Origin of the sequence: Mucilaginibacter sediminis, assembly GCF_051903035.1 — a bacterium.
Classification (GTDB): Bacteria; Bacteroidota; Bacteroidia; order Sphingobacteriales; family Sphingobacteriaceae; genus Mucilaginibacter.
The window spans coordinates 3,110,921-3,136,746 of record NZ_CP170602.1 but is presented as its reverse complement, the minus strand read 5'-3'; the positions used below and the strand labels follow the sequence as shown (position 1 = coordinate 3,136,746).

General features: G+C 45.9%; 22 protein-coding genes. 9 read left to right on the top strand and 13 right to left on the bottom strand.

Annotated features, from left to right (window positions below; genetic code table 11):
- Nucleotide 1: 1 nt before the first annotated feature.
- Nucleotides 2-661, bottom strand: a complete 660-nt coding sequence (locus ACFGVS_RS12410) for a methyltransferase domain-containing protein (RefSeq protein ID WP_439698863.1) — start codon at nucleotides 659-661, stop codon at nucleotides 2-4.
- Between the two features lie 98 nt (nucleotides 662-759).
- On the opposite strand from ACFGVS_RS12410, the gene ACFGVS_RS12405 reads away from it, so the two are divergent.
- Nucleotides 760-1,467, top strand: coding sequence for a Crp/Fnr family transcriptional regulator (locus ACFGVS_RS12405; protein WP_439698862.1), 708 nt, complete (start codon nucleotides 760-762; stop codon nucleotides 1,465-1,467).
- Between the two features lie 35 nt (nucleotides 1,468-1,502).
- Here ACFGVS_RS12405 and ACFGVS_RS12400 read toward each other — a convergent pair whose 3' ends face one another.
- Together ACFGVS_RS12400 and tal are read right to left on the bottom strand one after the other, a co-directional pair.
- Nucleotides 1,503-1,892: a response regulator gene (locus ACFGVS_RS12400; RefSeq protein ID WP_439698861.1), complete on the bottom strand. Its 390-nt coding sequence runs from the start codon at nucleotides 1,890-1,892 to the stop codon at nucleotides 1,503-1,505.
- 243 nt (nucleotides 1,893-2,135) lie between these two features.
- Nucleotides 2,136-3,245, bottom strand: a complete 1,110-nt coding sequence (gene tal, locus ACFGVS_RS12395) for a transaldolase (RefSeq protein WP_439698860.1) — start codon at nucleotides 3,243-3,245, stop codon at nucleotides 2,136-2,138.
- 305 nt (nucleotides 3,246-3,550) lie between these two features.
- On the opposite strand from tal, the gene ACFGVS_RS12390 reads away from it, so the two are divergent.
- Both ACFGVS_RS12390 and ACFGVS_RS12385 read left to right on the top strand, forming a co-directional pair.
- The gene (locus ACFGVS_RS12390) at nucleotides 3,551-4,078 is read left to right on the top strand and encodes a DinB family protein (RefSeq protein WP_439698859.1); all 528 of its coding nucleotides are present in this window, start codon (nucleotides 3,551-3,553) and stop codon (nucleotides 4,076-4,078) included.
- A gap of 225 nt (nucleotides 4,079-4,303) precedes the next feature.
- Entirely contained in the window at nucleotides 4,304-5,068 is a 765-nt protein-coding gene (locus ACFGVS_RS12385) for a PRC-barrel domain-containing protein (RefSeq protein WP_439698858.1), read from the top strand.
- 224 nt (nucleotides 5,069-5,292) lie between these two features.
- Here the strand turns inward: ACFGVS_RS12385 and ACFGVS_RS12380 are convergent, their stop codons facing one another.
- Genes ACFGVS_RS12380 through ACFGVS_RS12370 form a run of 3 tightly spaced genes read right to left on the bottom strand, consistent with a single transcriptional unit; the run spans nucleotide 5,293 to nucleotide 6,194 of the window.
- Nucleotides 5,293-5,502 carry an SHOCT domain-containing protein gene (locus ACFGVS_RS12380; RefSeq protein ID WP_090651198.1) on the bottom strand — a complete coding sequence of 70 codons (210 nt, stop codon included), beginning with the start codon at nucleotides 5,500-5,502 and terminating at the stop codon, nucleotides 5,293-5,295.
- A gap of 4 nt (nucleotides 5,503-5,506) precedes the next feature.
- The gene (locus ACFGVS_RS12375; protein WP_143065473.1) at nucleotides 5,507-5,698 is read right to left on the bottom strand and encodes a hypothetical protein; all 192 of its coding nucleotides are present in this window, start codon (nucleotides 5,696-5,698) and stop codon (nucleotides 5,507-5,509) included.
- 58 nt (nucleotides 5,699-5,756) lie between these two features.
- The gene (locus ACFGVS_RS12370) at nucleotides 5,757-6,194 is read right to left on the bottom strand and encodes an Hsp20/alpha crystallin family protein (protein WP_439698857.1); all 438 of its coding nucleotides are present in this window, start codon (nucleotides 6,192-6,194) and stop codon (nucleotides 5,757-5,759) included.
- 419 nt (nucleotides 6,195-6,613) lie between these two features.
- On the opposite strand from ACFGVS_RS12370, the gene ACFGVS_RS12365 reads away from it, so the two are divergent.
- The 6 genes from ACFGVS_RS12365 to ACFGVS_RS12340 all read left to right on the top strand — a co-directional run bounded on the left by ACFGVS_RS12365 (nucleotide 6,614) and on the right by ACFGVS_RS12340 (nucleotide 15,280).
- On the top strand, nucleotides 6,614-7,306 hold the full coding sequence (locus ACFGVS_RS12365; protein ID WP_274212143.1) for a TapB family protein: 693 nt from the start codon (nucleotides 6,614-6,616) through the stop codon (nucleotides 7,304-7,306).
- Between the two features lie 165 nt (nucleotides 7,307-7,471).
- Nucleotides 7,472-8,329, top strand: coding sequence for a chromate resistance protein ChrB domain-containing protein (locus ACFGVS_RS12360; RefSeq protein ID WP_439698856.1), 858 nt, complete (start codon nucleotides 7,472-7,474; stop codon nucleotides 8,327-8,329).
- 71 nt (nucleotides 8,330-8,400) lie between these two features.
- Nucleotides 8,401-9,798: a TolC family protein gene (locus ACFGVS_RS12355; protein ID WP_439698855.1), complete on the top strand. Its 1,398-nt coding sequence runs from the start codon at nucleotides 8,401-8,403 to the stop codon at nucleotides 9,796-9,798.
- Complete coding sequence (locus ACFGVS_RS12350) at nucleotides 9,795-12,959, top strand: efflux RND transporter permease subunit (protein WP_439698854.1); 3,165 nt, start codon at nucleotides 9,795-9,797, stop codon at nucleotides 12,957-12,959. The genes ACFGVS_RS12355 and ACFGVS_RS12350 overlap by 4 nt, the downstream gene beginning before the upstream one ends.
- On the top strand, nucleotides 12,956-14,041 hold the full coding sequence (locus tag ACFGVS_RS12345; protein WP_439698853.1) for an efflux RND transporter periplasmic adaptor subunit: 1,086 nt from the start codon (nucleotides 12,956-12,958) through the stop codon (nucleotides 14,039-14,041). The genes ACFGVS_RS12350 and ACFGVS_RS12345 overlap by 4 nt, the downstream gene beginning before the upstream one ends.
- Before the next feature lie 54 nt (nucleotides 14,042-14,095).
- Complete coding sequence (locus tag ACFGVS_RS12340) at nucleotides 14,096-15,280, top strand: chromate transporter (protein ID WP_439698852.1); 1,185 nt, start codon at nucleotides 14,096-14,098, stop codon at nucleotides 15,278-15,280.
- 41 nt (nucleotides 15,281-15,321) lie between these two features.
- Here the strand turns inward: ACFGVS_RS12340 and ACFGVS_RS12335 are convergent, their stop codons facing one another.
- The 7 genes from ACFGVS_RS12335 to ACFGVS_RS12305 all read right to left on the bottom strand — a co-directional run bounded on the left by ACFGVS_RS12335 (nucleotide 15,322) and on the right by ACFGVS_RS12305 (nucleotide 25,805).
- On the bottom strand, nucleotides 15,322-16,476 hold the full coding sequence (locus ACFGVS_RS12335; RefSeq protein ID WP_439698851.1) for a hypothetical protein: 1,155 nt from the start codon (nucleotides 16,474-16,476) through the stop codon (nucleotides 15,322-15,324).
- A gap of 128 nt (nucleotides 16,477-16,604) precedes the next feature.
- A complete protein-coding gene (gene glgP, locus ACFGVS_RS12330) occupies nucleotides 16,605-18,257 on the bottom strand; it encodes an alpha-glucan family phosphorylase (protein WP_439698850.1) in 1,653 nt (550 codons plus the stop codon).
- A gap of 2 nt (nucleotides 18,258-18,259) precedes the next feature.
- Nucleotides 18,260-18,679, bottom strand: coding sequence for a hypothetical protein (locus tag ACFGVS_RS12325; protein ID WP_439698849.1), 420 nt, complete (start codon nucleotides 18,677-18,679; stop codon nucleotides 18,260-18,262).
- On the bottom strand, nucleotides 18,667-21,051 hold the full coding sequence (locus tag ACFGVS_RS12320; RefSeq protein ID WP_439698848.1) for a phosphoketolase family protein: 2,385 nt from the start codon (nucleotides 21,049-21,051) through the stop codon (nucleotides 18,667-18,669). The genes ACFGVS_RS12325 and ACFGVS_RS12320 overlap by 13 nt, the downstream gene beginning before the upstream one ends.
- Entirely contained in the window at nucleotides 21,033-22,241 is a 1,209-nt protein-coding gene (locus tag ACFGVS_RS12315) for an acetate/propionate family kinase (RefSeq protein WP_439698847.1), read from the bottom strand. Before ACFGVS_RS12315 ends, ACFGVS_RS12320 begins: the two co-directional genes overlap by 19 nt.
- 606 nt (nucleotides 22,242-22,847) lie before the next feature.
- Nucleotides 22,848-23,702, bottom strand: coding sequence for a universal stress protein (locus ACFGVS_RS12310; protein WP_439698846.1), 855 nt, complete (start codon nucleotides 23,700-23,702; stop codon nucleotides 22,848-22,850).
- A 156-nt stretch (nucleotides 23,703-23,858) separates the two neighbouring features.
- Nucleotides 23,859-25,805 (bottom strand): alpha-amylase family protein, encoded by a 1,947-nt coding sequence (locus ACFGVS_RS12305; protein ID WP_439698845.1) that lies wholly within the window; start codon nucleotides 25,803-25,805, stop codon nucleotides 23,859-23,861.
- Between the last annotated feature and the right edge of the window lie 21 nt (nucleotides 25,806-25,826).

Here is a 25,826-nt window from a genome sequence, read left to right as displayed (position 1 = left end):
GTCAGGCTTTAATCCACATTTTCATCAGGCCATTGCAGGCTACATCTGCCAGCCTGAAGCCGGATGGTATTTCCTGCTCCAGGCTATGAAAGGTAACCAGCCTTGTTCCCAATGGCTTTTTATCCAGTTCGGCGCACAGGTACTGGTTATAGTAGGCATAAAGGCTTTGCGATAATTCCAGGCTATCATCTATTTTGTTTTCGGGATCGATATTTTCATAAAAGGAATTATAGAAATAAAAGTGATCAAACTCCTTAAAATTCACCTGGGTAATATTGGCATAGATAAAATTTACATTGGGCAATTTTGTATATCCTTTGGCTTCTTCAGACAGGCATATCAGCTCGTGCCGTTGTTCAACGCCATAAAAATAGGTTTCGGGAAAATGGTAGGCTGCAGCAAGGCAAAATTTACCGGCGCCACTGCCTATATCCAGTACCCGGGCGCCAGGCTCGGCCAAAAAATTGGCAGCGGTATGCGCAATGGCCAATGGTGTCCAATGTTTCGGCGATAGCAGCTGAAAATGTTCAGGGTATAGCCAGTCAAATGCGGCATCATTACTGAACAAGCCCGCATTCGGATTAATTTTTTTTTGTTTTACCAGGCCTTTGTTGACGTCATCTGCCGATGGGAAGAAATGGAAAAAAGGGTAAGCTTTCATTGCCGGTAAATTTAAATGCTTAGGTAACCCGGTTTTCCGTACCAGATCAACGCAGGAACTGATATTTATCAGTTTTTAAAAAATCCGTACCTTAGCGTATGAGCCTATCCGGAATTTTTCCAATCGACCGGTGGAATTTTACCACGCAATCAACGCTTCATGTGCTTTCCGAAGCCGACCATGCAGATTTACTTGCGCACCACAGCGATCAGCATTACCAGAAAGGCGACGTGATTTTTAGGGAAGGCACCGTACCCTCGGGCATATTTTTGATTAAAAGTGGCAAAGTCAAAAAATACAAGGTTGATAATACCGCGAAAGAACAAATCTTTTATGTAGCCAACCAGGGCGAGTTATTCGGTTACCACGCAGTACTGTCTGATGAACGGTACCCAGACTCGGCAGCGGCTATAGAAGATAGCCTGATAAGTTTTATACCCAAGGAAGATTTTATCAGTATTTTACACAGGTCTCCGGCGTTTACCTGGCGGCTGCTCAAGGCGTTAAGCCATGAATTTACGGTATTAACCAACAGTATTTCGGTAATCGCGCAGCGCACAGCCTCAGAACGGTTGGCTATAGCCCTTATCGTGCTCCGGGAGAAATATAAAGTAGAAGGAACCGATGAAAAAAATACTGTTTTAAATATCTCCAGGCTCGATCTGGCCAATATGGCGGGCATTGCACAAGAAAACGTAATTCGCTTATTAAAGGAGTTTAAAGCAGAAGGCATCGTAGAAACTAATGGCCGTAAAATATGGGTTAAAGACTTACAGCGGCTGATCAAAAAATCAAACTACAAATAAGCCGGCCACCTAACCGGTTGCTTTATGCTAATGGCTTAAACACGCCCGGCAGTTTCCCGGCGCTTATGGCGTTGGGGTAAGTATTTTCTGATTACCTGGTATAGTTTATGCAACTCAAATGGCTTTTGGATATAATCATCAAAGCCAAATTGCCGGTATTTTGCTTCAATTTGGTTATCACAGCTAAAAGCGATCACCGGCAGGTGTGGGAAATGCGCTTTTATCCACTGACTAACCTGCCCCGCCGAATTGTGGCTGAGCCAACAGTCAAGTAAAACCAGTTTGGGGTGATGGCGCCTGATCATTTCCAACGCATTTTCGTTCGTATCGTCCAGGCTGCAAACCCGGTAGCCTTCCATTTGTAAAGCAGTGGCTACCACATCCAGGGTAGCGGCATCCGCTTCTTGTACCATAATTGTTTCCATAAACTTTTAATTTTGAGGTGAAAAGATAGAAACCGGAACAAACGTATAAGTAGCAGCAAAAGGGAAATAAAGTTAAGCATAAATTGTGCTTTCCCCGATGGTGCTTTTTTAATTTTTGCTGATTAAATTAGCAACCACCGGGTAAAGTACTAAACTGCCGAATGCCCGTCCAGGTATCCTATTAATAGCTTAAATAGCCATATCTTCCTAAACCTGCTATGGAATAGTTTTTCCTTACGGGCTTTAAAGAGCGTAAGACCTGGCCCGGGACCGTGCTTTTTTCTCTTCGATAGCCTGCAATAACTGGTCATATGGCTTGTTAAACTTTTCGATTGCCTCGGTTTCCAATTGTGCGGTAACCTCATCAATATTGATCCCTATCTTTTTCAGGCGGGCCAGCGCCTGCACAGCTTCATCTGTGCCCTGCTCCAACCTGCTTTCCGGCTGCCCATGATCGCGGTAGGCGTCCAGCGTTTCCAGTGGCACGGTATTCACGGTTTCGGGGCCAATAAGGGCCTCTATATACTTGGTATCCTCGAAAGATGGATCTTTGGTGCCGGTGCTGGCCCATAACACGCGTTGCGGGCGGGCGCCGTTTTCCTGCAATTTTTTAAAGCGGTCGCTGCCGAAAACCCTTTTATATATCTGGTAAGCCTGTTTGGCGCAGGCAATCGCTATTTCTCCCCTTAATTCGGGATAGCCCTTTTTTTCCAGCATAGGGTCTACCAGTATATCAATACGGCTCAGGAAAAAGCTGGCTACCGAAGCAATTTGGTCAATTGGCTGGCCATCGGCCAAACGGTCTTCCAGGCCCGACAGGTAAGCGTCGGTAACGGCTTCATATCGGTCGAGCCCAAACAGCAGCGTGATATTGATATTAATCCCCTCGCAAATGGCCCTGCGGATGGCGGGCAAACCTTCGGCGGTGGCGGGTATTTTGATCATTACGTTTTTCCGGTCCGTCTTTCGCCAAAGTTCCGTTGCCTGCCTTATGGTCCTGCTGGTATCCCGCGCCAGGTGCGGCGAAACCTCCAGGCTGACAAAGCCGTCATGCCCGGTTCTGAAAACGGGTTCGAACAGGTCGGCCGCCTCCCGGATATCTGTAATTGCCAGCTCATAAAAAATGGCCTCGTTGTTTTGGTACTTTTCTGCCAGTTCCCTGATCTGCTCGTCGTAATCAGCGCTGCCGCTAATGGCTTTTTCAAAAATGGCCGGGTTCGAGGTCATGCCCCGCAGCCCGTCTTCTTCAATCATTTTTTTTAACCGGCCGGAGCGGATGAGCCCCCTGTCCAGCAAATCCAGCCAAATGCTTTGGCCGAACTCCTGAATTTGTTTGATTTTATTAGTTTCCATGTTTCAATATTTTGAACAGCGGGATCCTGGGCCCGCTATCGTCAGTATGGTATAGAAGCCGGAAAATGGGATGCACAAGGACTAAACAGTATGCCTTGGCTTTCGATTTATAAAGGTGTTATGTGGTGAAATTAATTAACAGGTCCCTATACAATGCTTATAGAACAAAGCTCATTTTTATTGGTTTGCATTTTTTTTAATTGACAGGGAAAATTTCAATCAAATTAAAAAAAACGAAGCTCGGGTTAAACTTTTTTAAGGCACACTTGTTTTTGACTTATTGGTCATCAATAAAATTCAAGCTCATGAACGACGCATTGTTTGCAAGTGAATTTGCCAGGGAGCTGGGGGCCGAATCGCCTGCCAGTCTCAAATGCCTGGAGCGGATCCCTGCCCGGCTGTTTGGCTGGAAACCGCATGAAAGATCTATGGAACTGGGTTACCTTGCGCTGCTTGTAGCCGAGATACCCTTATGGATTACCCATATCATCAAACATTCCGAGATCGACTTTGCTACCTTTCAGCATTTTAAACCGGATGATACGCAAGCCCTGGTAAATTATTTTAAACAAAACGTGGCCGAAGCCAAAACAACGCTGTTAAATGTCAGCGAGGGTGAATTGGCAGAGACCTTTTACCTCAAAACAGGTGGCCGGGAATTGCTCCGGTCATCCAAAAAAGAGCAGGTAGAATCGACGATTAACCATATGGTGCACCACCGGGGGCAGCTAACGGTTTATATGCGCCTGAACGATATTGAGGTGCCATCCATATATGGGCCTTCGGCAGACGACAGGAGTTTCACTTCGGCAAGTGGTGTACAGTATCTGTAAAAGTGTCCTGTAATGATTAGGTGAGGGTTAGTCTTGAGTCGAAAGTCTTAAGTTCCATGAGGCTGTTTTTAAACAGCTTCTAAATAAAAGACAAGCAAAATATGACTTGAGACTTCCGGCTAAAGACTGTTGACTTAACAATTGATTATCCCGCAGATATTCCGCTTTTCAGCATGATTTTTGTGGGTAATTAAGAAGCAGATGCTGCGATAAACCGAAAAAATCATGAAACGGAATGTAAAAAGTTTGGCTGGCTTCAGTATGGGGGCAACCGATGGTGAATTTGGAAAACTGGAAGAGTTTTATTTTGACGATGAAACCTGGACTATACGTTACCTGATTGTTAAAACGGGGGGCTGGCTGTTTGGCCGCAGGGTGCTGATTTCGCCTGCTGCATTAAAAACGCCCGATTGGGAAAATAAAGTTTTCCCGGTGAACCTAACCAAAAAGCAAATTGAACACAGCCCTGATATTGATACGGAAAGAACAGTTTCCCGGCAGCAGGAAATCGACCTGTATAGTCACTACGGCTGGCCATACATGGGTTCCGCCGGAGCAGGATTTTATGGGGGCATGGGTATGTCGGGCATGATGGAATCCCGGGTACCGTTTGAAGAAAGTATTTTGGCAACAACAGCCGGCGATAAGCATGTCAACCCACATCTGCGCAGCACCCGCGAAGTTACAGGTTACCGCATTCATGCCACTAACGGCGAAATTGGCGATGTGGAAGATTTTATTGTTGACGATCAAAGTTGGCGCATCCATTTCCTGGTAGTGGATACCGGACATTGGTTCCCGGGAAAAAAGGTGCTGGTATCGCCCAAATGGATCACCCATGTAAAATGGGAAGAGGACGCGGTTTATGTGGATATCACGGTTAACGCGGTAAAGAACAGTCCTGAATATGACCCCTCGGTGCCGCTGCCCGAAACCAATGAAAATGAATTTTACAGACACTACGGTAACGAGGCAGAAAACAGCTACTGATTCATCACATTGCCCCATCGGGCTTAATATCATTAAGTTAAAAAAAGCAGAAAGATAAATAATATCGAACATTGAATTTCGAACGCCCAATACCGAAGTTTTGTCCTTTATTACCTGATATCGGACATTCCTGGTAAAAAAACTGTACATGCATCACTTGCCGGGCAAGGAATAACAACCCCGGGGCCAATCCCCGGCCCGGCAATTTTTTGGTTAAAAACTATTTACTTTTCCAGTTCCGCTTTTCTTTCCCGGTATTCTTTTTGGTCAATCTCGCCCCTGGCAAAACGTTTTTTCAGGATATCCAGCGGTCTTTCCCGCTGATACCGCTGCCCGGGTATGCCAATAGGCAGGGCAAATATCCAAATGACTATCAGGCCCCAAACTATCCACCAAATCCAGTTCATTCCCCAGTAATATTGATAATACCACATGACTTTATTTTTTAAATGGATGTTGAATTTTTTCCTGCAAACGCCGCCATTTTGCCAGCGCTTCCTGCGCGAGTTTCCTGGCACGCTCTGCCGCTTGTCCCTGCTGATCTTTTTCGGCAAGCGGACCTTCCGTTTTAAGCTCGGGTGCCGGTTGCCCGGCATCATTTTGCTTGCTTTGATCTATACTGGCCAACATAACTAAAAAAATAAAGGTGCCTGGTACGGCGCCTGTTAATAATTGCCGCAGTTGTGGCTTATTTAATCTCTATCTGGCGGCTGGCCGTCCTGGTTTCTTCTTTTTTGGCCACATTAACCTTCAGTAAGCCGTCGGTGTATTCCGCATTGATACCCTCGTTATCCACAGAATCGGGCAGTGTAAATGAGCGTACAAATGAGGTATAATTATATTCGCATTTGTTGTACTTTTTGTCGTTAGCCGGTTGCCCGCTTTGTTTTTCGGCCGAAATGGTGAGTACGTCGCGGTCAAGGCTTACTTTAAAATCTTCTTTGCTTAGCCCCGGCGCGGCCAGTTCAATATGGTAATAGCCATCCGTTTCTGAAATGTTAACCGCCGGCACGCGCGATACCATACGGTCGGATAAAAAAGTGTCGTTCATGATAGATTCAAAAATGTCGTCGAACCCCGGGTGCAGCATACTGCTTTTGCCGTCATTAAACTTTACAAGTGTCATGATGCTTCCTCCTCTTGATTTTTGATCTGCCGGAATATCCGGCTTACTGTTACAACAAAGGGGAATGCGGGTGGTTTGTCATTTTTTTATTTTGGCCCAACTAAATGCTCCCATAATTGTATGTCAAAAGCCCAATGAGGAATTGATGCCGGGAAATCATTTAAACCATGATTTTGCAGGCCCGCTTATTAACATGTACTTTCACGGCTACTTGTCAATAAGCATTATACAGTTACCATGTTAGGTTTTTGGGGGCCGAATTGTATTGTAAAATCCGAACTTACCCCTTGTTTTAAAATATCCCTCGTTTTTAACATTTCAGATTACGTAACTGCCGCATCATGATGACGTATTTATACGATTGTATATCTGTGCTTTAGGCAGGATATTTACTCCCGGTTTAATCATCTGTAAACGTTATGAAAAAATTGATCATCCTGCTGCTATGCGCTGCTATTGGCGGGCATGCAGTTAACGCCCAAAGTTGTAACCAGTTTGTTAACAACGTCAACGGCAAAAAACTCAGTTATATTAACCACGATGCCAAGGGACAGCCACAAATGACCGCTGTTTATACCAGCACCAAAAAAGACGCGTCGACCGTGGCGGTACATGCCGTTATCAGCGACCATAATGGCAAGGTTATGGGCACCGGCGATTCGGAGATGATTTGCAGTGGGGACGCGATTAAGATTGATATGAAATCGTTTATCCCGGCCGCCTCTATGAAACAATACGGGGACATGCAGGTGAATGGCGAAGCCAGGTACCTTAGTTACCCTGCCGATATTAAAGCCGGGCAAACGCTTGATGATGGATCGGTAACTATCAGCCTGAATAATGGCGGCGCGGCAAAAGGGGAGATGCAAATGGACATTGTTAACCGTAAAGTAGAAGCAACCGAAACAGTAACCACGGGGGGCGGTAGTTTTGATTGCTTTAAAATAACGTACGATGCTACAACCACGATGAAGATGATGGGGATCAGTATACCTTTCAGGATGAAAGTAATCGAGTGGTTCGCGCCAAAACTGGGGCGTTTTGTAAAGTCGGAAACCTATAGTAAAAATGGCAAGCTAATGGGCACCATGACACTGGAGTCTATTAACTGATCAAACATTGGCGGCTTTTTTACTTTACAAATTTCGGGAATAAACGTTACCCGCTTTCTTAGCCTATCTCTGTTGACTTGAACAAATTTGTTACGATTACCCATGGACAGTCGCCAAGGAATTCGTTGCCATAAAAAGGATTAGATTTCTAACTTTGGTAACGAAATGAAATGGATTACCCGCGAACATCCGAAGATAGACCGTATTGCCTGTCCCTGGCTAATCAAACGCTTTATCGATTCCGAGGCTGAGATTATTTATGTACCGGTAGACCAGGTGATTTCGCAGGCCGCAGCCTTGAATGCTATTCCCTTTGACCTTCCGGGTGTGGAGTACACGCACTACGACGACCAGTGTACCTTTGATTATTTTATAAAAAAGCATCAGCTCAAGGATATCGCGCTTGACCGCATAGCCGCCATTGTTCGGGGGGCCGATACGGATAGACATGATTTCGCCCCTCAGGCATCGGGTTTGTCGGCGATTTTTTTAGGGTTATCAAAAAACATCCCAGACGACCACGAATTGCTGGAGTTGGGTATTAAGGTTTATGACGGCTTGTACACCTGGGCCAAATACTTGTACGAGCAAAAACATATACAGGAGCCTGTAGAATTCCTTTTACTGGAGGTTTTTAATAAATACCTGAAGCAGCAGGGATCAAAAAAAGCACCGGTATGGGCAAAAGAGATTAAGGAGATGATCCAGGACCAAATTGATACCAATATGAGCTTAAGCTTGCAACAGGTGTCGGAAGAACTAAAGATTAACCCGGCCTACCTGTCGCGGGAGTTTTCAAGGTACTTCGAAAATTTATCCTTCGGCGACTATATCCGTAAAATGCGCATCGAAAAATCAATAAACCTGATGAAAACCACCGACTACTCTTTAACGGAGATTGCTTACCTCACCGGATTTTCGGACCAAAGCCATTTTAACCGGATTTTCAAAAAACAAATGGGGATGAGGGCGTCTGATTACAAAAAAAACGTGGTAAAAAGTAAAGCAGATTCTATTCGGTAAAATCTGTTCTATTTTAAAATAGTAAATTGCCATAGTATTGCGCTTACATATACAGTACTGGATTTCCAGCTATGAAATATCCCGACTTACCCGCCCTTCCAAAAATCAGCGTGCTTGCAGGTGTGCTTCTTTGTTTTTTATTTCCCACGCAAACCTTGGGGCAGCAAAGTAAGCCCTATCTTGATTCCCTGCTGCATACCGCAACAGCTAATTATCCCTTGATAAAAGCCAAGAGATTGCAAACACAATCTTTACAATATGCTGTGAAGTATAAGCAGAATGGCATTATTCCGTCGCTTAACGCATCGTACCAGGTAGATTATGCAACCGCCAATAACATAACCGGCATGGTTTATCCGCAGTTTATTACACCTATCAGCGGTCCGCCAAGCAAGGGTAATGATTATAGCGGCGTGCCGGGCAGCGCGGCCGCACTTAACCTGCAATGGGAACCCATTACTTTTGGTCAGCGCGGTGCCGAAGTTGAATTGGCTAAGGGCAGATTGCAATATGGCCAGGCAGACGAGAACTTAACCCTGTTTCAGCACCGGGTAAATGTAATTGGCGCCTGGTTAAATTATTTACTGGTTAGCGAGTTGATTAAAGTTTACCGGTCAAATATTGATAGAGCAGCTTTTAATTTAAAACAGGCCCAAACCCTGGTAATAAGCGGTTTGCGGCCCGGAACCGACTCTTCGTCCTTTCAATCGGAGTATACACGGGCCCAAATGCAATTAATCACTTTTGAAAGGCAACAGGATTCCACGTTGATAGCGCTTAAGGAACTGGTAGGTGGTACGCTACCAGCCGGCCTGGTGGTTGATACTTCACTTTTTAAAACTCTCCCCGTAATTGCTTTAAGCGATACTATAACAACCAGCCACCCCGAAGTGCAATTGGGACAGGCCAACCTAAATGCCAATGAACTGGCGTTAAAATCATTAAAACGAAGCATCCTGCCCAAATTAACCTTATGGAGCACCGGTTACGGTCGGGGATCGGGCATTGCCGCCGATGGTTCGGTAAACTCCGGCAACGGCTGGCGCTTTCAGCGTTATAATTATGGTGTAGGGGCACAAATTGCTTTCCCGATACTGGAAGTTTTCAGGCAGAAGCCCCTATGGAAACAACAGGAACTTATCACCGCATCAAGCCGCGAACAACTTTTGCAAACCGAATTACACCTTAACACCCAAAAAGAAATTGCAGCATCCAATTTTAAAAGGGCGCTGCAATCGGCACAGCTTGCCCCGCAGCAATTACACTCCGCCGAGTATACCTACAAGGGTATTCAATCAAGATATAAGTCGGGCCTTATTAATTATTACGATGTGATCCAGGCACAGCAATTATTATTTCAGTCGGCAGCTACAGTCAGCATCGCCTATTACAGTACATGGCGGGCATTATTAAGTGAAGCGGCTTACAGTGGCAACCTCAACCTGTTTTTAAATCAATACGGCAAATGAACATTATCCAGTTTTTATACGCCTCATTAAGAAAACCGGTCACCATTGTTGTAGCCGTTATTGCCATCGTTTTTTTCGCGGTGGTATCTATACGTACCATGCCGGTAGATATTTTCCCGAAGCTGGGTACCCCCACTATTTATGTGGCGCAAACTTACGGCGGGCTATCGGCCGAGCAGATTGAAGGGTTTGTAACCTCCTATTATGAGTATCACTTTTTATATGTAACCGGTATTAAATCTGTAGAAAGCAAAACCATCCAGGGGGTTACTTTATTAAAATTAAATTTTTACGAGGGCACCGATATGGGGCAGGCCACCGGCGAGGTGGTATCAATGGTAAACCGCGCGCGGGCGTTTATGCCCCCTGGTACAGTATCGCCATTTGTAACCCGCTTTGACGGGGGCAGCGTGGCGGTTGGCCAGCTGGTTTTCAGCAGCCCGACCAGGTCATTGGGCGAGGTATCAGATCTTGCCCTATTTAAAGTACGGCCCATGTTCTCCACCCTGCCTGGTGTTTCGGCACCGCCGCCGTTTGGCGGTAATCAGCGTTCGGTACTCATCAAGGCCGATCCCAATAAATTAAGGAGTTATGGGGTTAGCCCCGAAGAACTGGTTACGGCAATTGCCAAAGGGAACTCCATCCTGCCGGCAGGTAACCTGCGTGTAGGCGATCAGATGCTCATCGCACCCCAAAATACGGTGGTAGATAATATCCAGGATTTGGGCAACATTCCCGTAAAAACCGGCAGCGGCCCGGCCGTGTATGTACATGACCTGGCACAGGTAGATAACGGCGCCGATATTACAGCAGGTTATGCATTGATTAACGGTAAACGTTCGGTTTATATCCCCGTTACCAAAAGGGCCGATGCCTCCACCTGGGATGTGGTACAAAAGGTGAAAGCAGCCTTGCCGGATATGCAGGCGGCCATACCCCCTGATATTAAAGTAAGCTATGAGTTTGATCAATCGGGCTATGTTATCAATTCAATAAAAAGCTTAATGACCGAGGGCATTTTAGGCGCTTTACTTACCGGCCTTATGGTACTGCTATTTTTGCGCGACTGGCGCGGTTCGCTCATCGTGGTTTTAACTATTCCACTGGCCTTGCTTTCGGCGGTTATCTGCCTCAAACTTTTTGGGCAATCCATCAACATTATGACTCTTGGCGGCCTGGCACTGGCCATAGGTATTTTGGTAGATGAAGCCACCGTAACGATAGAAAATATCCACCATCACCAGGAAAAAGGCGAGCTGAAGGGGCGCGCCATTTTAGAAGCCTGTAAAGAAATTGCCTTGCCTAAATTGTTAATCCTTCTTTGTATCCTGGCGGTATTCTTCCCGGCTTTCTTTATGTCGGGTATTCCTAAAGCCATGTTCCTGCCGCTTTCGCTGGCTGTTGGTTTTGCCATGATAGCTTCTTTCCTGTTGTCACAATCATTTGTGCCGGTTGTTGCCAATTGGTTGTTTAAAGACCAGCCGGCCGAAACCGCAAAAGAAGGCAAGCGCATGGCCCGTTTTAAAGAACGACATGGAAGGCTGATCCTGCGGCTTTCGCCCGGCAGAAACATACTAATACCCGTTTACCTGGTCCTTTCATTTGGCCTGGTGGCGTTGCTTTTTTTAACAGTTGGTAAAGAATTATTTCCGAAAGTTGATGCCGGGCAGTTCCAGGTAAGGCTAAGGTTGCCCGAAGGAACACGTATTGAACGGACAGAAGCAAAAACAAAACAACTGCTGCACCTGGTTGATAGCCTGTCGGGTGGCAATAAAATTGCGATATCATCTGCCTATGTTGGTTTAGTGGGTTCAAGTTACCCGGTGAGCGTTATCCACTTGTGGACGAGTGGGCCCGAGGAGGCCCTGTTAAAAGTTAAATTTATCTCAGGTTCGGGCATCAAAATAGATGATTTCAGGGAAAAGGTACGCCAGGCGGTAAGTGTGCAAATGCCCGGGGCGCATATTTCTTTTGAGCCGGCAGATTTGGTGGGCCAGGTGATGAGCCAGGGAACGGGCACCCCTATACAGGTACAGGTTTTAGGTAAAAGCCTGGCACAGGACCGCCAGTTTGGAAAAAAGATTGTTGAGCGTTTGAAAACCCTGCCTTACCTGCGCGATGTGGCTTATAGCGCCCCGCAAGGTTACCCGGCCATGAAAATTGAATTTGACCGGGTAAAGCTGGGTCAGTTAGGCTTAACTGTTGAGGATGCCGGGAAATCGCTGGCTGCAGCAACTTCATCCAGCCGTTTTACGCAGCCCAATTATTGGGTAGATAAAACAGCCGGAACAGCTTACCAGGTACAGGTGCAGATACCGGAGCTGGTGATGAACGACCCAGCGCAGGTGGATAATATTTTGTTGAGCTCCAATAATGGCAAACAGGTTTACATGCGCGATGTAGCAACCTGGAAAATGGGCAATACCGAAGGCGAATTTGACCGCTTAAACCAAAAACGCTTTATTACCATAACTGCCAATTTGCAGGGCAAAGCGCTGGGTTCGGCCATTAACGATATCGATAAGATTATCAGTGAAACCGGCAAACTGCCCGAAGGCATGAAAATACAGCAGCCGGGCCAGGCCGAAGTTTTTTTACAAACTTTTCAGGAGTTGCAGAATGGTATTTTGCTGGCTATCGTGGTAATTTTCCTTTTGTTAGCAGTAAACTTCCAGTCGTTCAGGTTATCGCTGGTCATTATCTCGGTTATACCGGGCATATTAGCTGGGAGCCTGCTGTTGCTATGGATCTGCGGTAAAACACTGAATATACAATCCTATATGGGCTGTATCATGGCTGTAGGTGTGGCCGTGGCCAATGCCATCCTGTTTGTTACCCAGGCAGAAAAATATAGAAGTGAAAAATTACAGGAGCCCTATTTGCAGGGGATTAAAGACCGGATAAGACCTATCCTGATGACCAGCTTAGCAATGATTGCCGGAATGGTGCCAATGGCCTTAGGCTTAGGCGAGGGGGGCGATCAAACATCCCCCTTGGGCACAGCAGTGATAGGTGGCCTTGTCTTTTCCATCTTCTCCAGCCTGGTTATTTTACCGTTAATATACCAGTTCTCCATAGGTAACCGGCCTGTGCCTGTTATCTCTTTAGATCCGGATGATCCGCAAAGCAAATATCAATCCTTAACCGAAAGTCAATCATGAAAGTTATAAAATATATATTCATAATCCCGGCTTGCTTGCTGTCGGCTTGCGGGGGTAACCAGGTTGAAAAGGCAACGCCGCAAGGCCCGCCAGAAAAGCCGGTGGTTAAACTGTTAACCCTGAAACCGGAACCCATTGCCAACAAACTGAACCTCACCGGTGAAATTATTCCGTTCGATCGCGCCAATATTTACGCCCGCACACCGGGCTATGTGAAGGAAGTAAAAGTTGATATCGGCTCAAAAGTTACTAAAGGCCAGGTTTTATGCGTCCTTGATGCTCCCGAATTAAAAGCGGCGCAAGCGCAAAGCCAAAGTAACAGCATGGGCACCAGGTCAAAATATGAATCCAGTAAATCAACATATTTAAGGTTATTAAAAGCTGCGCAAACGCCCGGTGCTGTGGCTGATAACGAACTGGAAATTGCACGAAACCAAATGCGGACGGATAGTGCTGTTTACCAGGCCTCCCGTTCGGCTACCCAGGCCAATAAAGCTATGGAAGATTACCTGGTGATCCGGTCGCCTTTTAACGGTGTGGTTACAGCCAGGAACATATTTAAAGGAGATTTTGTAGATAATACCGGTAAAACGTTGCTGTTCCGTGTTGAAGATAATTCGTCGTTAAGGGTTGATGTTGCTGTTCCGGAAGCTTATAATTCCACCACGCTAAAAGATAATGAAGCAAGTTTTACGGTATCGGCCAATCCCGGCCAGGTGTTTAAAGCCAAACTGGCACGAAAATCAGATGCCATTGATCCGCAAACCCGCAGCGAAACTTGGGAGCTTACCTTTCCAAATGCAAACGGTTTACTTAAACCCGGGATGTTCGCCCAAATTGTATTGCCGGTTAGCCGCCCCAAAGATGGGTTCCTGGTGCCGTTTAAAGCAGTGGTATCTACCCAGGAACGCAAGTTTGTGATCAGGGTGGTAAACGGAAAAACTCAATGGGTAGATGTAAAGACCGGTTTTACCGGCAAGGAAAAGACTGAGATAGCCGGCGATTTGAAGCCTGGCGACCAGCTGGTGGCACAAGCCAATGAGGAACTGAAAGAAGGCACAACGGTGCAGGTAAAGCATTAGGTAAAAAGGCAAATATTGTAGCCTGGCAAATATGCACAACGAGGAGAAATACCCATGGAAGAGCAATTAACCAAACAACAACCGGCTTATTCATTGCTGGATATTACAAAATACTTTTTAAAAATGGGCACCTGGGGTTTTGGCGGCCCGGTAGCTTTGGTAGGGTATATGCAGCGCGACCTTGTTGAGCAAAAAGACTGGCTAACGACCGAAGAATATAAAGAAGGATTGGCTTTAGCGCAGCTGGCTCCCGGGCCTTTAGCGGCTCAGTTGGGTATCTATATAGGCTTTGTTCACTATGGCCTTATCGGTGCAACGCTTACAGGCCTGGCTTTTGTACTGCCTTCCTTTATCATGGTGGTGCTGTTAGGCATGGCATACAAGCTTTATGGCGGCTTAACCTGGATGCAGGCAGTGTTTTATGGAGTAGGTGCAGCGGTTATTGGTATCGTCGCCATGAGCGCTTATAAACTAACTGTTAAATCTATCAGCAAGTTTGAACCGGCTGCCATGAAATCCAAATGGCTGTTGTGGCTTTTTTATATAGCCGGTGTTGTAATTACGATTATTACCGAAAGAGAAGAAATACTATTGTTCCTGGGCTGCGGCATTGTGTATATGGTTATCAAAGCGCCGCCCCGGTGGGTCAAAAAGCCGGCGGTACTGCCGGCCGGAATATTGATAAGTACCGGTTTCTGGAAATATGACGGAAAGACTTTGCAGGAGATTGCCTGGTTTTTTGCAAAAGCGGGTGCGTTTGTATTTGGCGGCGGCCTGGCCATTGTGCCGTTTTTGCATGGCGGTGTGGTAAAGGAGTTTGGCTGGCTAACAGAAAATCAATTTGTAGATGCGGTTGCCGTAGCTATGATCACGCCGGGACCCGTGGTTATCACGGTTGGGTTTATCGGTTATCTTGTTGCCGGTTTTCCGGGAGCATGTGTGGCCGCGTTAGCTACTTTTTTGCCTTGTTATTTATTCACTGTCGCTTTAGCGCCATCTTTTAAAAAGATCGCCAAAAATACCAGCATCAAAGCATTTGTAGAGGGCATCACCGCATCGGTAATAGGCGCCCTGGTAGGGTCGGTAATTATTATCGGGTTACGGTCAATTGTTGATATCCCTACAGCGCTGATTGCTTTAGCTACCGTAGCTGCACTTATTTATATCAAAAAAATACAGGAACCTTATATTATTGGTATAGCTGCCGTTATTGGGTTAATCATCAAAATCAGTAGTTAAAATGCTAAAACCGGTATCAAATTTTCGGTGAGGTGGCGTGATCAAGGCTTGCTAACCTTGTATAATGCTTTTTTCAATCTTTGATCGGCATAAAAAATATCTTTATAAGTAACCAGCTGCCCGTTCCGGATATCGCAGGTGAGGTAAGTAAGCGAGACTGGAATGGACTGCTTTTTGCCGATGTTTGATAGCAAGGCCAAAAGCTTAGCGCCGCGGACAACATTAACCTGGATAATGGCTGTATCCTGGCCAACAACGGGTGTTATTATAACCGGTTCTCCTTGCTTTTGATAGCCCGGTCTGCTTACCTGCAAAAATACATGCCCTTTAGCTGTGGTGATGTTGATTGCCGAATAATCCAGGCCTGTCGCCAACAGATCCATACCCGATTTGTCTATTTTTATTTTGAAGTATTGATCGCCGGTTTTGGTATGTACAGTTAATATACCTGAGGGGATGTTGATATCTACAGGTGTTTTTTTCCTGGTGCTGTACCAGCGCAGGCGCTCCATATTAATGGCTACCCGTTGCACGTCGGCTTCACTAAACTCGTAACAATCCAGTTCATAAAGTCCTTTCATCAAATACATCTGGTGCTTCAGGGATGCGTAAGCCTTGGCTTGAGGTTGCACCTTGCTGATCTCTTTTTCAAATTGCTGGCTTTTAAGTGCATTGATCAGCACTTTTTCGGCATTAAACCCGCTTTTAATTCCCGAGTCGATTTTTGCGGTAGGGTAATTCGGGTTAAGCCGGCCATAATGCAGGTTGTTTTCAAAAGCAATTATGGCATCGGTTAACAGGATGTCGAACATCGCTTTTTGCCTGTTGCTAACCGGGCTTGAGCTTGATCTGAGTAGCTTCAACTTATCGTATAATAACTGATCTGGATGATAATCGGCGTGTTTTAGCCCGTAGGTAACCACACAATCAAGCAACAGCATAGCATCGGTAGCATGAGTTTTAACGGTGTCTGGCGCTATCCAGGCCAGCTTGAAGCCGGTTTGCCGGTAAACGCGCTGAACACTGTTTGGGAAGTATAATTCTTTGCGGTGTACCGCGAGTTGGCTTTTTATAGAGGTTGCTATGGATGTATCTTTTCGGGCACTGTATGCCGCGGCCTCTGATGCAGCGCCGATTAATAATAACAACAAAGTTACTCCTGCCGAAAAGAAAAACAAGCGGTGATATTTTTGCATCTTTATCTGGTTTTAGCTTTATAAAGATCGTGCTAAAACCTGCCATTGTTCATGATGGCCGTCATGGAAAAAACTGACATTGGGCACAAAACGGCCAATCAATTAACAACTAATATACAGATACTTTGTTACAGGCTATACATTTTCTCGTAATATTCGGCTGCCAATCGCCCGGCTTCAAATGTGGGTACCACATCTGCGGCTGCTTGTTTCATGATGCCTAACCACTTTTTTGGAGCGCCATAATACATGGGCAGTACCGTTTTTTCCAGTACGTCCATCAGGTTCCTGTTTTCCTGGCTGTCTTTTTCGTGCTCCTGAAACTCGTTAGGTGCTGGCTGAACCAGGAAACAGTTTTTCAGGTCCTTAACAAACTCAGGTACCCAGCCATCTGGCAGGGAGAGGTTAATGCTGCCATTCATGGCCGCAGTCATGCCGCTGGTGCCCGATGCCTCGCGGTACATCCGCGGATTGTTAAGCCAAACATCCGATCCTTTTTTTAGCAAGGCCGATAAATGCAGCTCGTAACCGGTTAACACCGCACAGTTAGCAAATGCCCGCGTACGTGCGATGATCTGGTTGAATAAGGCGATAGAGCCTTCATCCTCCGGGTAGGGCTTGCCCGCCCAGATGATTTGTACAGGATATTTAGCATTATTTACCATGGCCACAAACCTTTCCCAGTCCTGCATTACCAGGTCGGCGCGTTTATAGCCGGCAAAACGGCGGGCCCATACAATAGTCAGCACATTGGGGTCAAACAATTTTCCGCACTGGTCTGCTATCACCCGGAACAGATCAAGCTTCATCGCCTTTTTACGGGCAATAATAGCTTCTGCATTATTCGCAGCGATGGCCTCATCTAAAGCGACATCCCGCCAATAGGCTTTATTTTGTGCGTTGGTAATGGCTATAATTTCGCAAACACCGGGATTATTGCCCCACATTTGCCGCGCTACTTCGCCATGAAGTTTAGATACGCCATTTGCTTTACCCGAGAACTTAAGCGCCGCCAGGGTGTAGTTAAAACTATCTCCGTCCATCCCTAACAACGATTTTACTTCGTGCTCCTGTAAATGATAAAAAAACGACATTTTTTTTAGCAGGTCATATCTATGCGCTTCGTTACCGGCCATCTCGGGGGTATGGGTGGTAAAAACCACTCTTTTCTTCACTTCTTCCAGGCTTTTATATTTAGCGTACAGGTAGAAGTTTAATGATACCGAGTGCCCTTCGTTCATGTGATAAATATCCGGTTCAAAGCCTAAAATGTCCAGCAATATAGCGCCGCCAACGCCTAAAATAATGGTTTGCGCTATCCGGGTTGCCTCGTTTGAATCGTATAGCCTATAGGTAATCGACTTAGACACTTCATCGTTTTCCGGAACATTTGTACTCAATAAAAATATGGGCGCCGTACCAAATGTTTCGGGTTTTAACAACCAGGCTTTAACATGTACAGGCGCGTCATGCACCTGTACAGTAAAAACTATACCAGTATCCTGTAAAAAGGAATACTGCTTTTCAATAAATTCCGGCTTCATAAAGGCGTTGCCATCCCTCACCTGGTCATAATAACCGTATTTCCACAGCATACCTATGCCTACCATGTTTTGCTTTAACTCATAAGCACTTCTTAAATGCGAGCCGGATAAGAAACCCAATCCGCCGCTATAGATTTTTAAAGCCTGGTCAACCGCGAATTCCATTGAAAAATAAGCAACGGATGTTTTGTATTTCTGATCCGGCTCATAGCCAAAAATATCTTGTTTATTCAGCATATTTAACTTTTAATCCTATAAGGTGTCCATTTAAAATACCTATCTTCCACTATCTGCTGTTCAACCAATTGGATGTTGGCATCAACCAGATTTACATGTAAGTCTTCGTAATGGTCTATCCTGTATTGCAATAATGCGGCCACACCGTCGTCGCCGCGTTTAATTAACTCATTTATGGATGTCAGGGCACCTTCCTTGGCTTTTTCCATAGCTTTTACCAAACTGGTTGTTTGATAATATTGCTCATAATCCGGCTGTAAAGTATAAATAACATTATGCCGGTCTGTCAATCGGGCACCAACCAGGCTAAAGTCATTTGCCGGTATCATTTTTATTCCGGTGTCATTTTTATCAACGCGATAGCTGCGGTAATAGGTATGCATATTGGGCCTTACAACTACCTCTTGTTCTATTGTTTCCATTTCCAGTTAAGTATTTCGGGCATATCCTTGCCGTTGGCTTTAATATATTGCTTGTGTTTGGTAAGCTTATCTGTTAGGTACTGTTTAAGATAAACGCCTTTGCTGCCCGTTTGCGGCAGGCGGTCAATAACATCCATTACCAGGTGAAAGCGGTCCATTTCGTTAAGTACGGTCATGTCAAAAGATGTGGTGATGGTGCCTTCCTCTTTATAACCCCGCACATGCATATTAGCATTATTGGCGCGGTTATAGGTTAAGCGGTGTACCAGCCATGGGTAGCCATGGAAAGCAAACACCACGGGCTTATCAATGGTGAACAACGCGTCATAATCTTTATCGCTGAGGCCATGCGTATGTTCGGTGCTTTTTTGAAGTTTAAACAGGTCTACAACGTTAACAACCCTTATTTTTAGCTCGGGCAGGTGTTCCCTTAAAATCGATACCGCTGCAAGTGTTTCTAAAGTTGGCACGTCGCCGCTGCAGGCCATTACCACATCCGGTTCGGCTTCCTGGTCGTTGCTGGCAAAATCCCAGATCCCTATGCCGCGGGTACAATGCTCAACCGCCTGTTGCATATTAAGCCATTGCGGTGCGGGGTGTTTACCTGCCACAATAACGTTTACATAATGATAGCTGCGCAGGCAATGATCCATTACCGATAATAGGCAGTTGGCATCGGGCGGTAAATAAACCCGCACAATGTTGGCTTTTTTGTTTACCACATGGTCAATAAAGCCGGGGTCCTGGTGAGTGAAGCCGTTATGGTCCTGCCGCCAAACGGTAGAGGTCAATAAAATATTAAGCGAAGCTATGCGCCTGCGCCAGGGCAGTTCGAGCGTTGTTTTTAACCATTTGGCATGCTGGTTAAACATCGAATCGACAATATGAATAAAGGCTTCGTAACAGTTAAACAGGCCATGCCTTCCGGTAAGCAGATAGCCTTCCAGCCAGCCTTCGCATTGGTGCTCGCTCAGCATTTCCATTACGCTGCCATCTGCTGCAAGGAATTCGTCGTACGGAATTATCGGCGCGTGCCATTGGCGGTTGGTTACCTCAAACACTGCATCCAGCCGGTTTGATACCGTTTCATCCGGGCCAAATATCCTGAAGTTTCGTTTTTCCTGGTTTGCCTTGATCACATCGCGTAAAAAGCGCCCGCTTACGTAAGTATCACCTTCGCCGTTAACGCCGGGGCTTTCCACCGTGGTGGCATAGTCCCTAAAATCGGGCAGTCGCAAATCGCGCAGTAAATTACCGCCATTGGTATGCGGATTGGCACCCATCCGGCGGTCGCCTTTTGGCGCAAGCTCGGCCAGTTCGGGCACCAGTTTGCCCTGTTCGTCAAATAATTCTTCGGGCTGGTAACTTTTCATCCAGTCTTCCAGCATTTGTAAATGTTCGGGCGGTGCCGAGGCGGAAACTGCCAGCGGGATCTGGTGCGAACGGAAGTTGCCTTCAATTTTATGACCATCCACTTCCTTTGGCCCCGTCCAGCCTTTGGGCGACCGTAATACGATCATCGGCCAGCGCGGGCGTTCGGTATTGGGTTGTTCGGCATCATATTTTATTTGTTTAATGCGGTCAACCGCATAGTCAAGCGCGGCGGCCATGTCCTTGTGCATTTGCTCAGGGTCTTCGCCTTCTACAAAAATGGGGTTCCAGCCGTAGCCGCGGAACAGTTGTTCCAACTCTTCGTGGGTGATGCGGGCTAAAACGGTGGGGTTAGAGATCTTATAACCGTTCAGGTGCAGTATGGGCAGTACAGTTCCGTCGGTAAGCGGGTTCAGGAATTTATTGGAATGCCAGGCTGTTGCCAAAGGGCCGGTTTCGGCTTCGCCATCGCCTACAACACAGGCAACCACCAGGTCGGGATTATCCAGCACAGCGCCAAATGAATGGCTTAAGGAATAGCCCAGCTCGCCACCTTCGTGGATAGAGCCCGGTGTTTGCGGCGAAGCGTGGCTGGATATGCCGCCGGGATATGAAAACCGGGTGAACAGTTTCCGCAGGCCGTCTTCATTCTGTGTAATATCAGGATAAACTTCTGTATATGTTCCTTCCAGGTAGGTGCCGGCAACAACAGCCGGCCCGCCATGCCCCGGACCAGAAACATAGATCATATTCAGATCATATTTATTGATGATCCGGTTTAGGTGTGTATAAATAAAGTTTTGCCCCGGTGTAGTGCCCCAATGCCCCAGCAGCATATTTTTTACATGCTCCAGCTTAAGCGGTTCTTTTAACAATGGGTTGTGGTGCAGGTACAATTGACCTACCGATATGTAATTTGCAGCGCGCCAGTAGGCGTGTATTTTTCTTAATAGTTCGGGCGATAATTCAGCCTGTTCTATATCTAAAATTTCGGTTTCCATGGTGAGTTTTGTTTTAAAATAATAGTTTGTGTATGTTGTGCAATCATTGCTTCTTCATTGGTTTTTAGCACCATAACCTTTACCTTGCCTGTTGGTGACGAGATGTTTTCGTTGTGATGGTTGTTCAATTTTTCGTCGATGCGTATGCCTAAAAAATCCAGGTCGCGGCAAATTAATTCCCGGATAACGGCCGAGTGCTCGCCTATGCCGCCGGTAAAAACCAGCAGGTCTAACCCACCCATGGCCGCTGCCAGCGAACCGATGAACTTGCGTGCCTGGTAACAAAATGTGGTAATGGCCGCGCGGGCTTTGGCGTCATGGGCAGCCAGGCCCAGCAATTCCTGCACATCGCTTTTGCCGGCAATGGCCTTTAACCCCGATTGTTTACTAAGTAAAGTATCCAGCTGTGTAGTAGTGAGCCGCCCTTGTTTCAGCAGGAACAGCACAACGCCGGGGTCAAGATCACCGGAACGGGTACCCATTACCAGGCCGCCAATAGGGCTAAGGCCCATGGTAGTTTCTACGCTGATACCATTTTTTACAGCGGCCATGCTGGCGCCATTGCCCAAATGAGCTATAATGATATTTTGTTTATTCACATTAATGCCATCGGCCGCCAGTTTTTGCATAATGTATTGGTACGAAAGGCCATGAAAGCCATAATGCAGCAGGCCTTGTTCCCGGTATTTATCGGGCAGGGGGTAATATTTAGCTTCATCCGGCATATCAGCGTGGAAGGCCGTATCAAAGCAGGCTACCTGTGGCAACTGCGCAAAAGCTTGTTGGAATGCTTTGATAGCTTTTATTTCATCGGGCAGGTGGTTAGGCGCCAGGTAAATATATTGGTGCAGGGTTTTCAGTAAATCGTCTGTTATGAGTTGCGGTGCCCGGTGGTTTGGTCCGCCCTGTACCAACCGGTGCCCTATAGCCAGCAGGTTATTGTTATACCGGCTTTGTTTAATCCAATGGATTACGGCTTTTACTGCTGCATCCAGGTTTTTAAATCCGGCGGGGTGGCCGGGCAGCGCTTGTTCCTGCTTGTTTATCACAAGTTTGCTTGATGCACTGCCAATAGCGTTTACACTGCCGGATAACTCCTGCTGCAGCGAACCTGTATGGTACAAACTAAATTTAAGGCTGGATGAACCGCAATTAATGGTTAACAGAAAAGTATTTAAGGAGACCGCCATACCTGTTTTAATCGTGTAGTTTTAAAATGGACTACAATGCGAAGCTATAGCTTACTACCGGCTCGGGGAATGACGTTCATGACCATAAATAGTGATGTATATCATATCCTTAGGTACAACCCGATGGGTATTAAAATGTTTTGAATTTTCCCGGTGTGTTTGTGATAGAATTTTGTGGTAAATATTAAGGAGGTAGAAGCAGGGCAAACGCATCTAAATACTTAACGGCAATAAGCTGTCATTTAATAATCGCTAACGGAATAAGCTTATGGGGTCGGAGAGATATAAGCATCAAACGATACCTTGTTTTTATTGGCTGATCGTGGTTAAGTGATCCAGGTACCAAAGGGACTTGTATTGACCAGCAACAGGCACAAATATTGGATGCTTCTAAATTGCACGATCAGTATAGTGTTAACCATGTTAAAATATAAAATATTTATTATCAAATACTTATAAAAAATATACCTGAAATGTGTTAAGTTATGTTAACCCAATTAAACGCATTTGCGCTGGCGGTAGAAGTTGTTTTTCCTTACCATAAATAGCAAAACGCCGCCTGGAGTGCAGGCAGTGTTTTGTTTAGTTAGCTGGTTTCCAAATCAATTACGCCCGGAAAACCAGTAAAGGGACCGAAAGGTGGGCAGCCATTTTTTTCGTATGGCTTAAGCTTAAAATATCATCAATAAAACTATAGGGGCCATGGTTCATAGCCAGGATATCTACCTGCCCATGCTCACATAGCCAGGTAAGGCCTTTTTCGGCATTGCTATCCTCCAGCGCACGGTAATAAATGTGGGGATAATCGGCTTTGTTAGATAGTTCGGTGAGCAACTGATCTATCAGCAACTGAAGTGCCGCAGAATGGTGCTTATCGGTATAAACATGGGTCAACAGAATTTCGGCATTAAGGGGCCGGGCTAATGCTATTAGTTCATATATAGATTTCATGTCTTTCCCGATTTTGTTAAAATCAGTAGCGAAAGCGATCTTTTTAACCATCCTTACATCCGCCTCGGGCGGAACGACCAGCAGTGGCTTCTTAGCTGCATCAATGAGGGCGCTGCAATGGTTTGCTAATAAAAATCCGCCCCACCCGCTATTACCATGCCTGCCGATAACAACCAGGCCAACATCGGCAGTTGCGCAGTTTGCGTTCACTACATCAGTAACCCGGCCTGCTTCATTTACATAACCAACTTCGGGCCTGAAGGTGTCTGTTTGGTCAGTAAGTTCAAGATGGGCTTTTAAACGCTGTAATTCAGCGGTACTATCATCTATCAGCAATTCATTTTCTTCTATCGGCCAGCCTGTAAATCCCGCTTGCGGCATTTCTGCCGGTACAATTACTGCATTGCACAGCAATACATTTGCCCTCATTTGTTTAGCCAGGTAATAGCCATATTCGGCTGCATGCCCGGCGTTGTCTGAAAAATCGGTAGGAATTAATAATGTTTTCATTTTTTGCCGTTTAACCGGGAGTAAAATTGGCTAAAGTACCCGGCCAAAAGTATGACGATGGTCACTGCACAAAATGATACGTGCTACAAAATGAAAAGGACAAATGGTTGGAACATAGGCCGCCCAATAACTGTCAAAAATATTGATGGATCGGGGTTATAAAACCTCCATTAAATGAAAACCGAAGGGTTCAATGATCAGGTATCCATCACTATTGGCAATATCGTATTCAATGCCGGTCCAATGGTCGGTTAACTGTGTTGTAATACCCTCATTTAACCCAAAGGCTGCCCATGCAAGATAGCACACTTCATTACTAAAATTGAATACACCGTAAAAGGTTTTGTTTTCATAAGTCCTGGCGTAGCCTGCCACATGAATGTTATAAGGCTTAAACCAATTAAGGTTATTATGATCGGCCACGGCCGGTAATTTTTTGCGGATGGAGATTAACTTTTGAGTGCCCGAAAAAATAATATTTTCAACTGTTCCGGGGGTATTTATCAAATCGTTTTTTTGCCAGTCAATCACCGGGCGGTGCATCCACCGGTTATCATAACTTTTAGCCTCATCGGTTAAATAGGAGTAGTCGTTTGTATAGCCGGCTTCATCACCATAAAAAATCATGGGTATGCCGCCAAGAAAAAAGCTGTGCGCCTGCATCAGTAAAATTTTTTGAATGGCCGTGTTTATTGCACCTGTATCGTTACGTTGTATTGCCTTTTCAAGGCCGCATAATGAAGCCAGCGAACCGCTGATGCGGGCATCGCCCGTTTGGGTGTTAGCCGAAAATAAAGCGCCTGCCGATGGGCTCGATACAAAATTGCCTGTATAATAATCCTGCAAAAACCGGCGATGGCGATAGGGATCGTAGCCCGCCCTCCTGATCATTTCATCATCGTAGCCTAAACCAATATCGTCATGGCACCTGGTATAGGTAATCCATGAGGCGCCGTATGGTTTTTGTTGCAATTGGTTTTGCGCTGCAAGCATTACACGGGTATCGCCGGTGGCCAGCATATCCCACTGTAGCGCCATTTGGGTGGCGTTATAGGCAAAATCACATTCTTTGGCGGCAAACCGGCCACTGCCAAAGTATTTCATAATCTCGGCGGGGGCCACAATGGCTTCACCAAGCAGCGCCATCCCGGGCGATGCTACCAATACGCATTGCTTAATAAGGCGCAACAAGGCATGTGCCTGCGGCAGGTTTTGGCAATTGGTGCCCAATTGCTTCCAGATAAACGCGGGTGCGTCAATCCGCAGAAGATCTACACCCAGGTTGGCATAAAAAAGTACGATATCCAACATCTCCAGGAACACAGCGGGGTTGGTATAATTTAAGTCCCATTGGTAGTGATGAAAAACCGTCATTACCCATTTATTACACTCCGGCACGTAAGTAAAATTCCCGGGCGAGCTTTCCGGGAAAATTTCGGGCATGCTTTGGTCGTATTGATCTGGAATTGCCCTGTCATCATACATGTAAAAATAGTCCTGGTATTTAGGGTCGCCATTTTTTGCCTTTAACGCCCATTCATGCTGGTTGGATGTATGGTTAAGCACAATATCCGTCATGAGGTACATTTGTTTGGTGTCCATCTTCCGTCGCAGCCGTTTTAAATCGGCCAATGATCCAAACCGTTCATCTATCTTTCTGAAATCAGATACCGCGTACCCGCCATCGCTTGCAGTCGGCGGGCTTTCAAACAGGGGCATCAGGTGCAAAAAGTTTACCCCCAGTTTTTCAAAATAGGCCAGCTTATTGCCCAGGTTGGCTAACGTGCCGCAAAACCTATCTACGTAAAGGCTCATGCCGGTAATTTGGTTGCTTAAAAACCAGTTGTCCGTTGCAGCTTTTGCTTCATCTTTATTTTTAAACGCCGCCGGCCTTTTTGAATAGGCTTTGATGATATTTAAGAACAGTTGTTCAAACACAGGTGCAGCGGCCGGGTGGTTGCCGTAGATCTCCTGATAAAGGTCTTGGATGGTATCGGCGCTGGTCATCAGCCGTATGTAAAATGCATTGTCGGTGCCGGCTATATCAAGTTTGTATCGGTTTAAAATACTGTTAACCTGCTGATGTAATTGATGGTTGTACACGATTATAATTTTTATCCAAAA

Coding starts and splice junctions, on each gene's coding strand:
- ACFGVS_RS12410 (WP_439698863.1), bottom strand. CDS start 661: ATGAAAGCTTACCCTTTTTTCCATTTCTTCCCATCGGCAGATGACGTC.
- ACFGVS_RS12405 (WP_439698862.1), top strand. CDS start 760: ATGAGCCTATCCGGAATTTTTCCAATCGACCGGTGGAATTTTACCACG.
- ACFGVS_RS12400 (WP_439698861.1), bottom strand. CDS start 1,892: ATGGAAACAATTATGGTACAAGAAGCGGATGCCGCTACCCTGGATGTG.
- tal (WP_439698860.1), bottom strand. CDS start 3,245: ATGGAAACTAATAAAATCAAACAAATTCAGGAGTTCGGCCAAAGCATT.
- ACFGVS_RS12390 (WP_439698859.1), top strand. CDS start 3,551: ATGAACGACGCATTGTTTGCAAGTGAATTTGCCAGGGAGCTGGGGGCC.
- ACFGVS_RS12385 (WP_439698858.1), top strand. CDS start 4,304: ATGAAACGGAATGTAAAAAGTTTGGCTGGCTTCAGTATGGGGGCAACC.
- ACFGVS_RS12380 (WP_090651198.1), bottom strand. CDS start 5,502: ATGTGGTATTATCAATATTACTGGGGAATGAACTGGATTTGGTGGATA.
- ACFGVS_RS12375 (WP_143065473.1), bottom strand. CDS start 5,698: ATGTTGGCCAGTATAGATCAAAGCAAGCAAAATGATGCCGGGCAACCG.
- ACFGVS_RS12370 (WP_439698857.1), bottom strand. CDS start 6,194: ATGACACTTGTAAAGTTTAATGACGGCAAAAGCAGTATGCTGCACCCG.
- ACFGVS_RS12365 (WP_274212143.1), top strand. CDS start 6,614: ATGAAAAAATTGATCATCCTGCTGCTATGCGCTGCTATTGGCGGGCAT.
- ACFGVS_RS12360 (WP_439698856.1), top strand. CDS start 7,472: ATGAAATGGATTACCCGCGAACATCCGAAGATAGACCGTATTGCCTGT.
- ACFGVS_RS12355 (WP_439698855.1), top strand. CDS start 8,401: ATGAAATATCCCGACTTACCCGCCCTTCCAAAAATCAGCGTGCTTGCA.
- ACFGVS_RS12350 (WP_439698854.1), top strand. CDS start 9,795: ATGAACATTATCCAGTTTTTATACGCCTCATTAAGAAAACCGGTCACC.
- ACFGVS_RS12345 (WP_439698853.1), top strand. CDS start 12,956: ATGAAAGTTATAAAATATATATTCATAATCCCGGCTTGCTTGCTGTCG.
- ACFGVS_RS12340 (WP_439698852.1), top strand. CDS start 14,096: ATGGAAGAGCAATTAACCAAACAACAACCGGCTTATTCATTGCTGGAT.
- ACFGVS_RS12335 (WP_439698851.1), bottom strand. CDS start 16,476: ATGCAAAAATATCACCGCTTGTTTTTCTTTTCGGCAGGAGTAACTTTG.
- glgP (WP_439698850.1), bottom strand. CDS start 18,257: ATGCTGAATAAACAAGATATTTTTGGCTATGAGCCGGATCAGAAATAC.
- ACFGVS_RS12325 (WP_439698849.1), bottom strand. CDS start 18,679: ATGGAAACAATAGAACAAGAGGTAGTTGTAAGGCCCAATATGCATACC.
- ACFGVS_RS12320 (WP_439698848.1), bottom strand. CDS start 21,051: ATGGAAACCGAAATTTTAGATATAGAACAGGCTGAATTATCGCCCGAA.
- ACFGVS_RS12315 (WP_439698847.1), bottom strand. CDS start 22,241: ATGGCGGTCTCCTTAAATACTTTTCTGTTAACCATTAATTGCGGTTCA.
- ACFGVS_RS12310 (WP_439698846.1), bottom strand. CDS start 23,702: ATGAAAACATTATTAATTCCTACCGATTTTTCAGACAACGCCGGGCAT.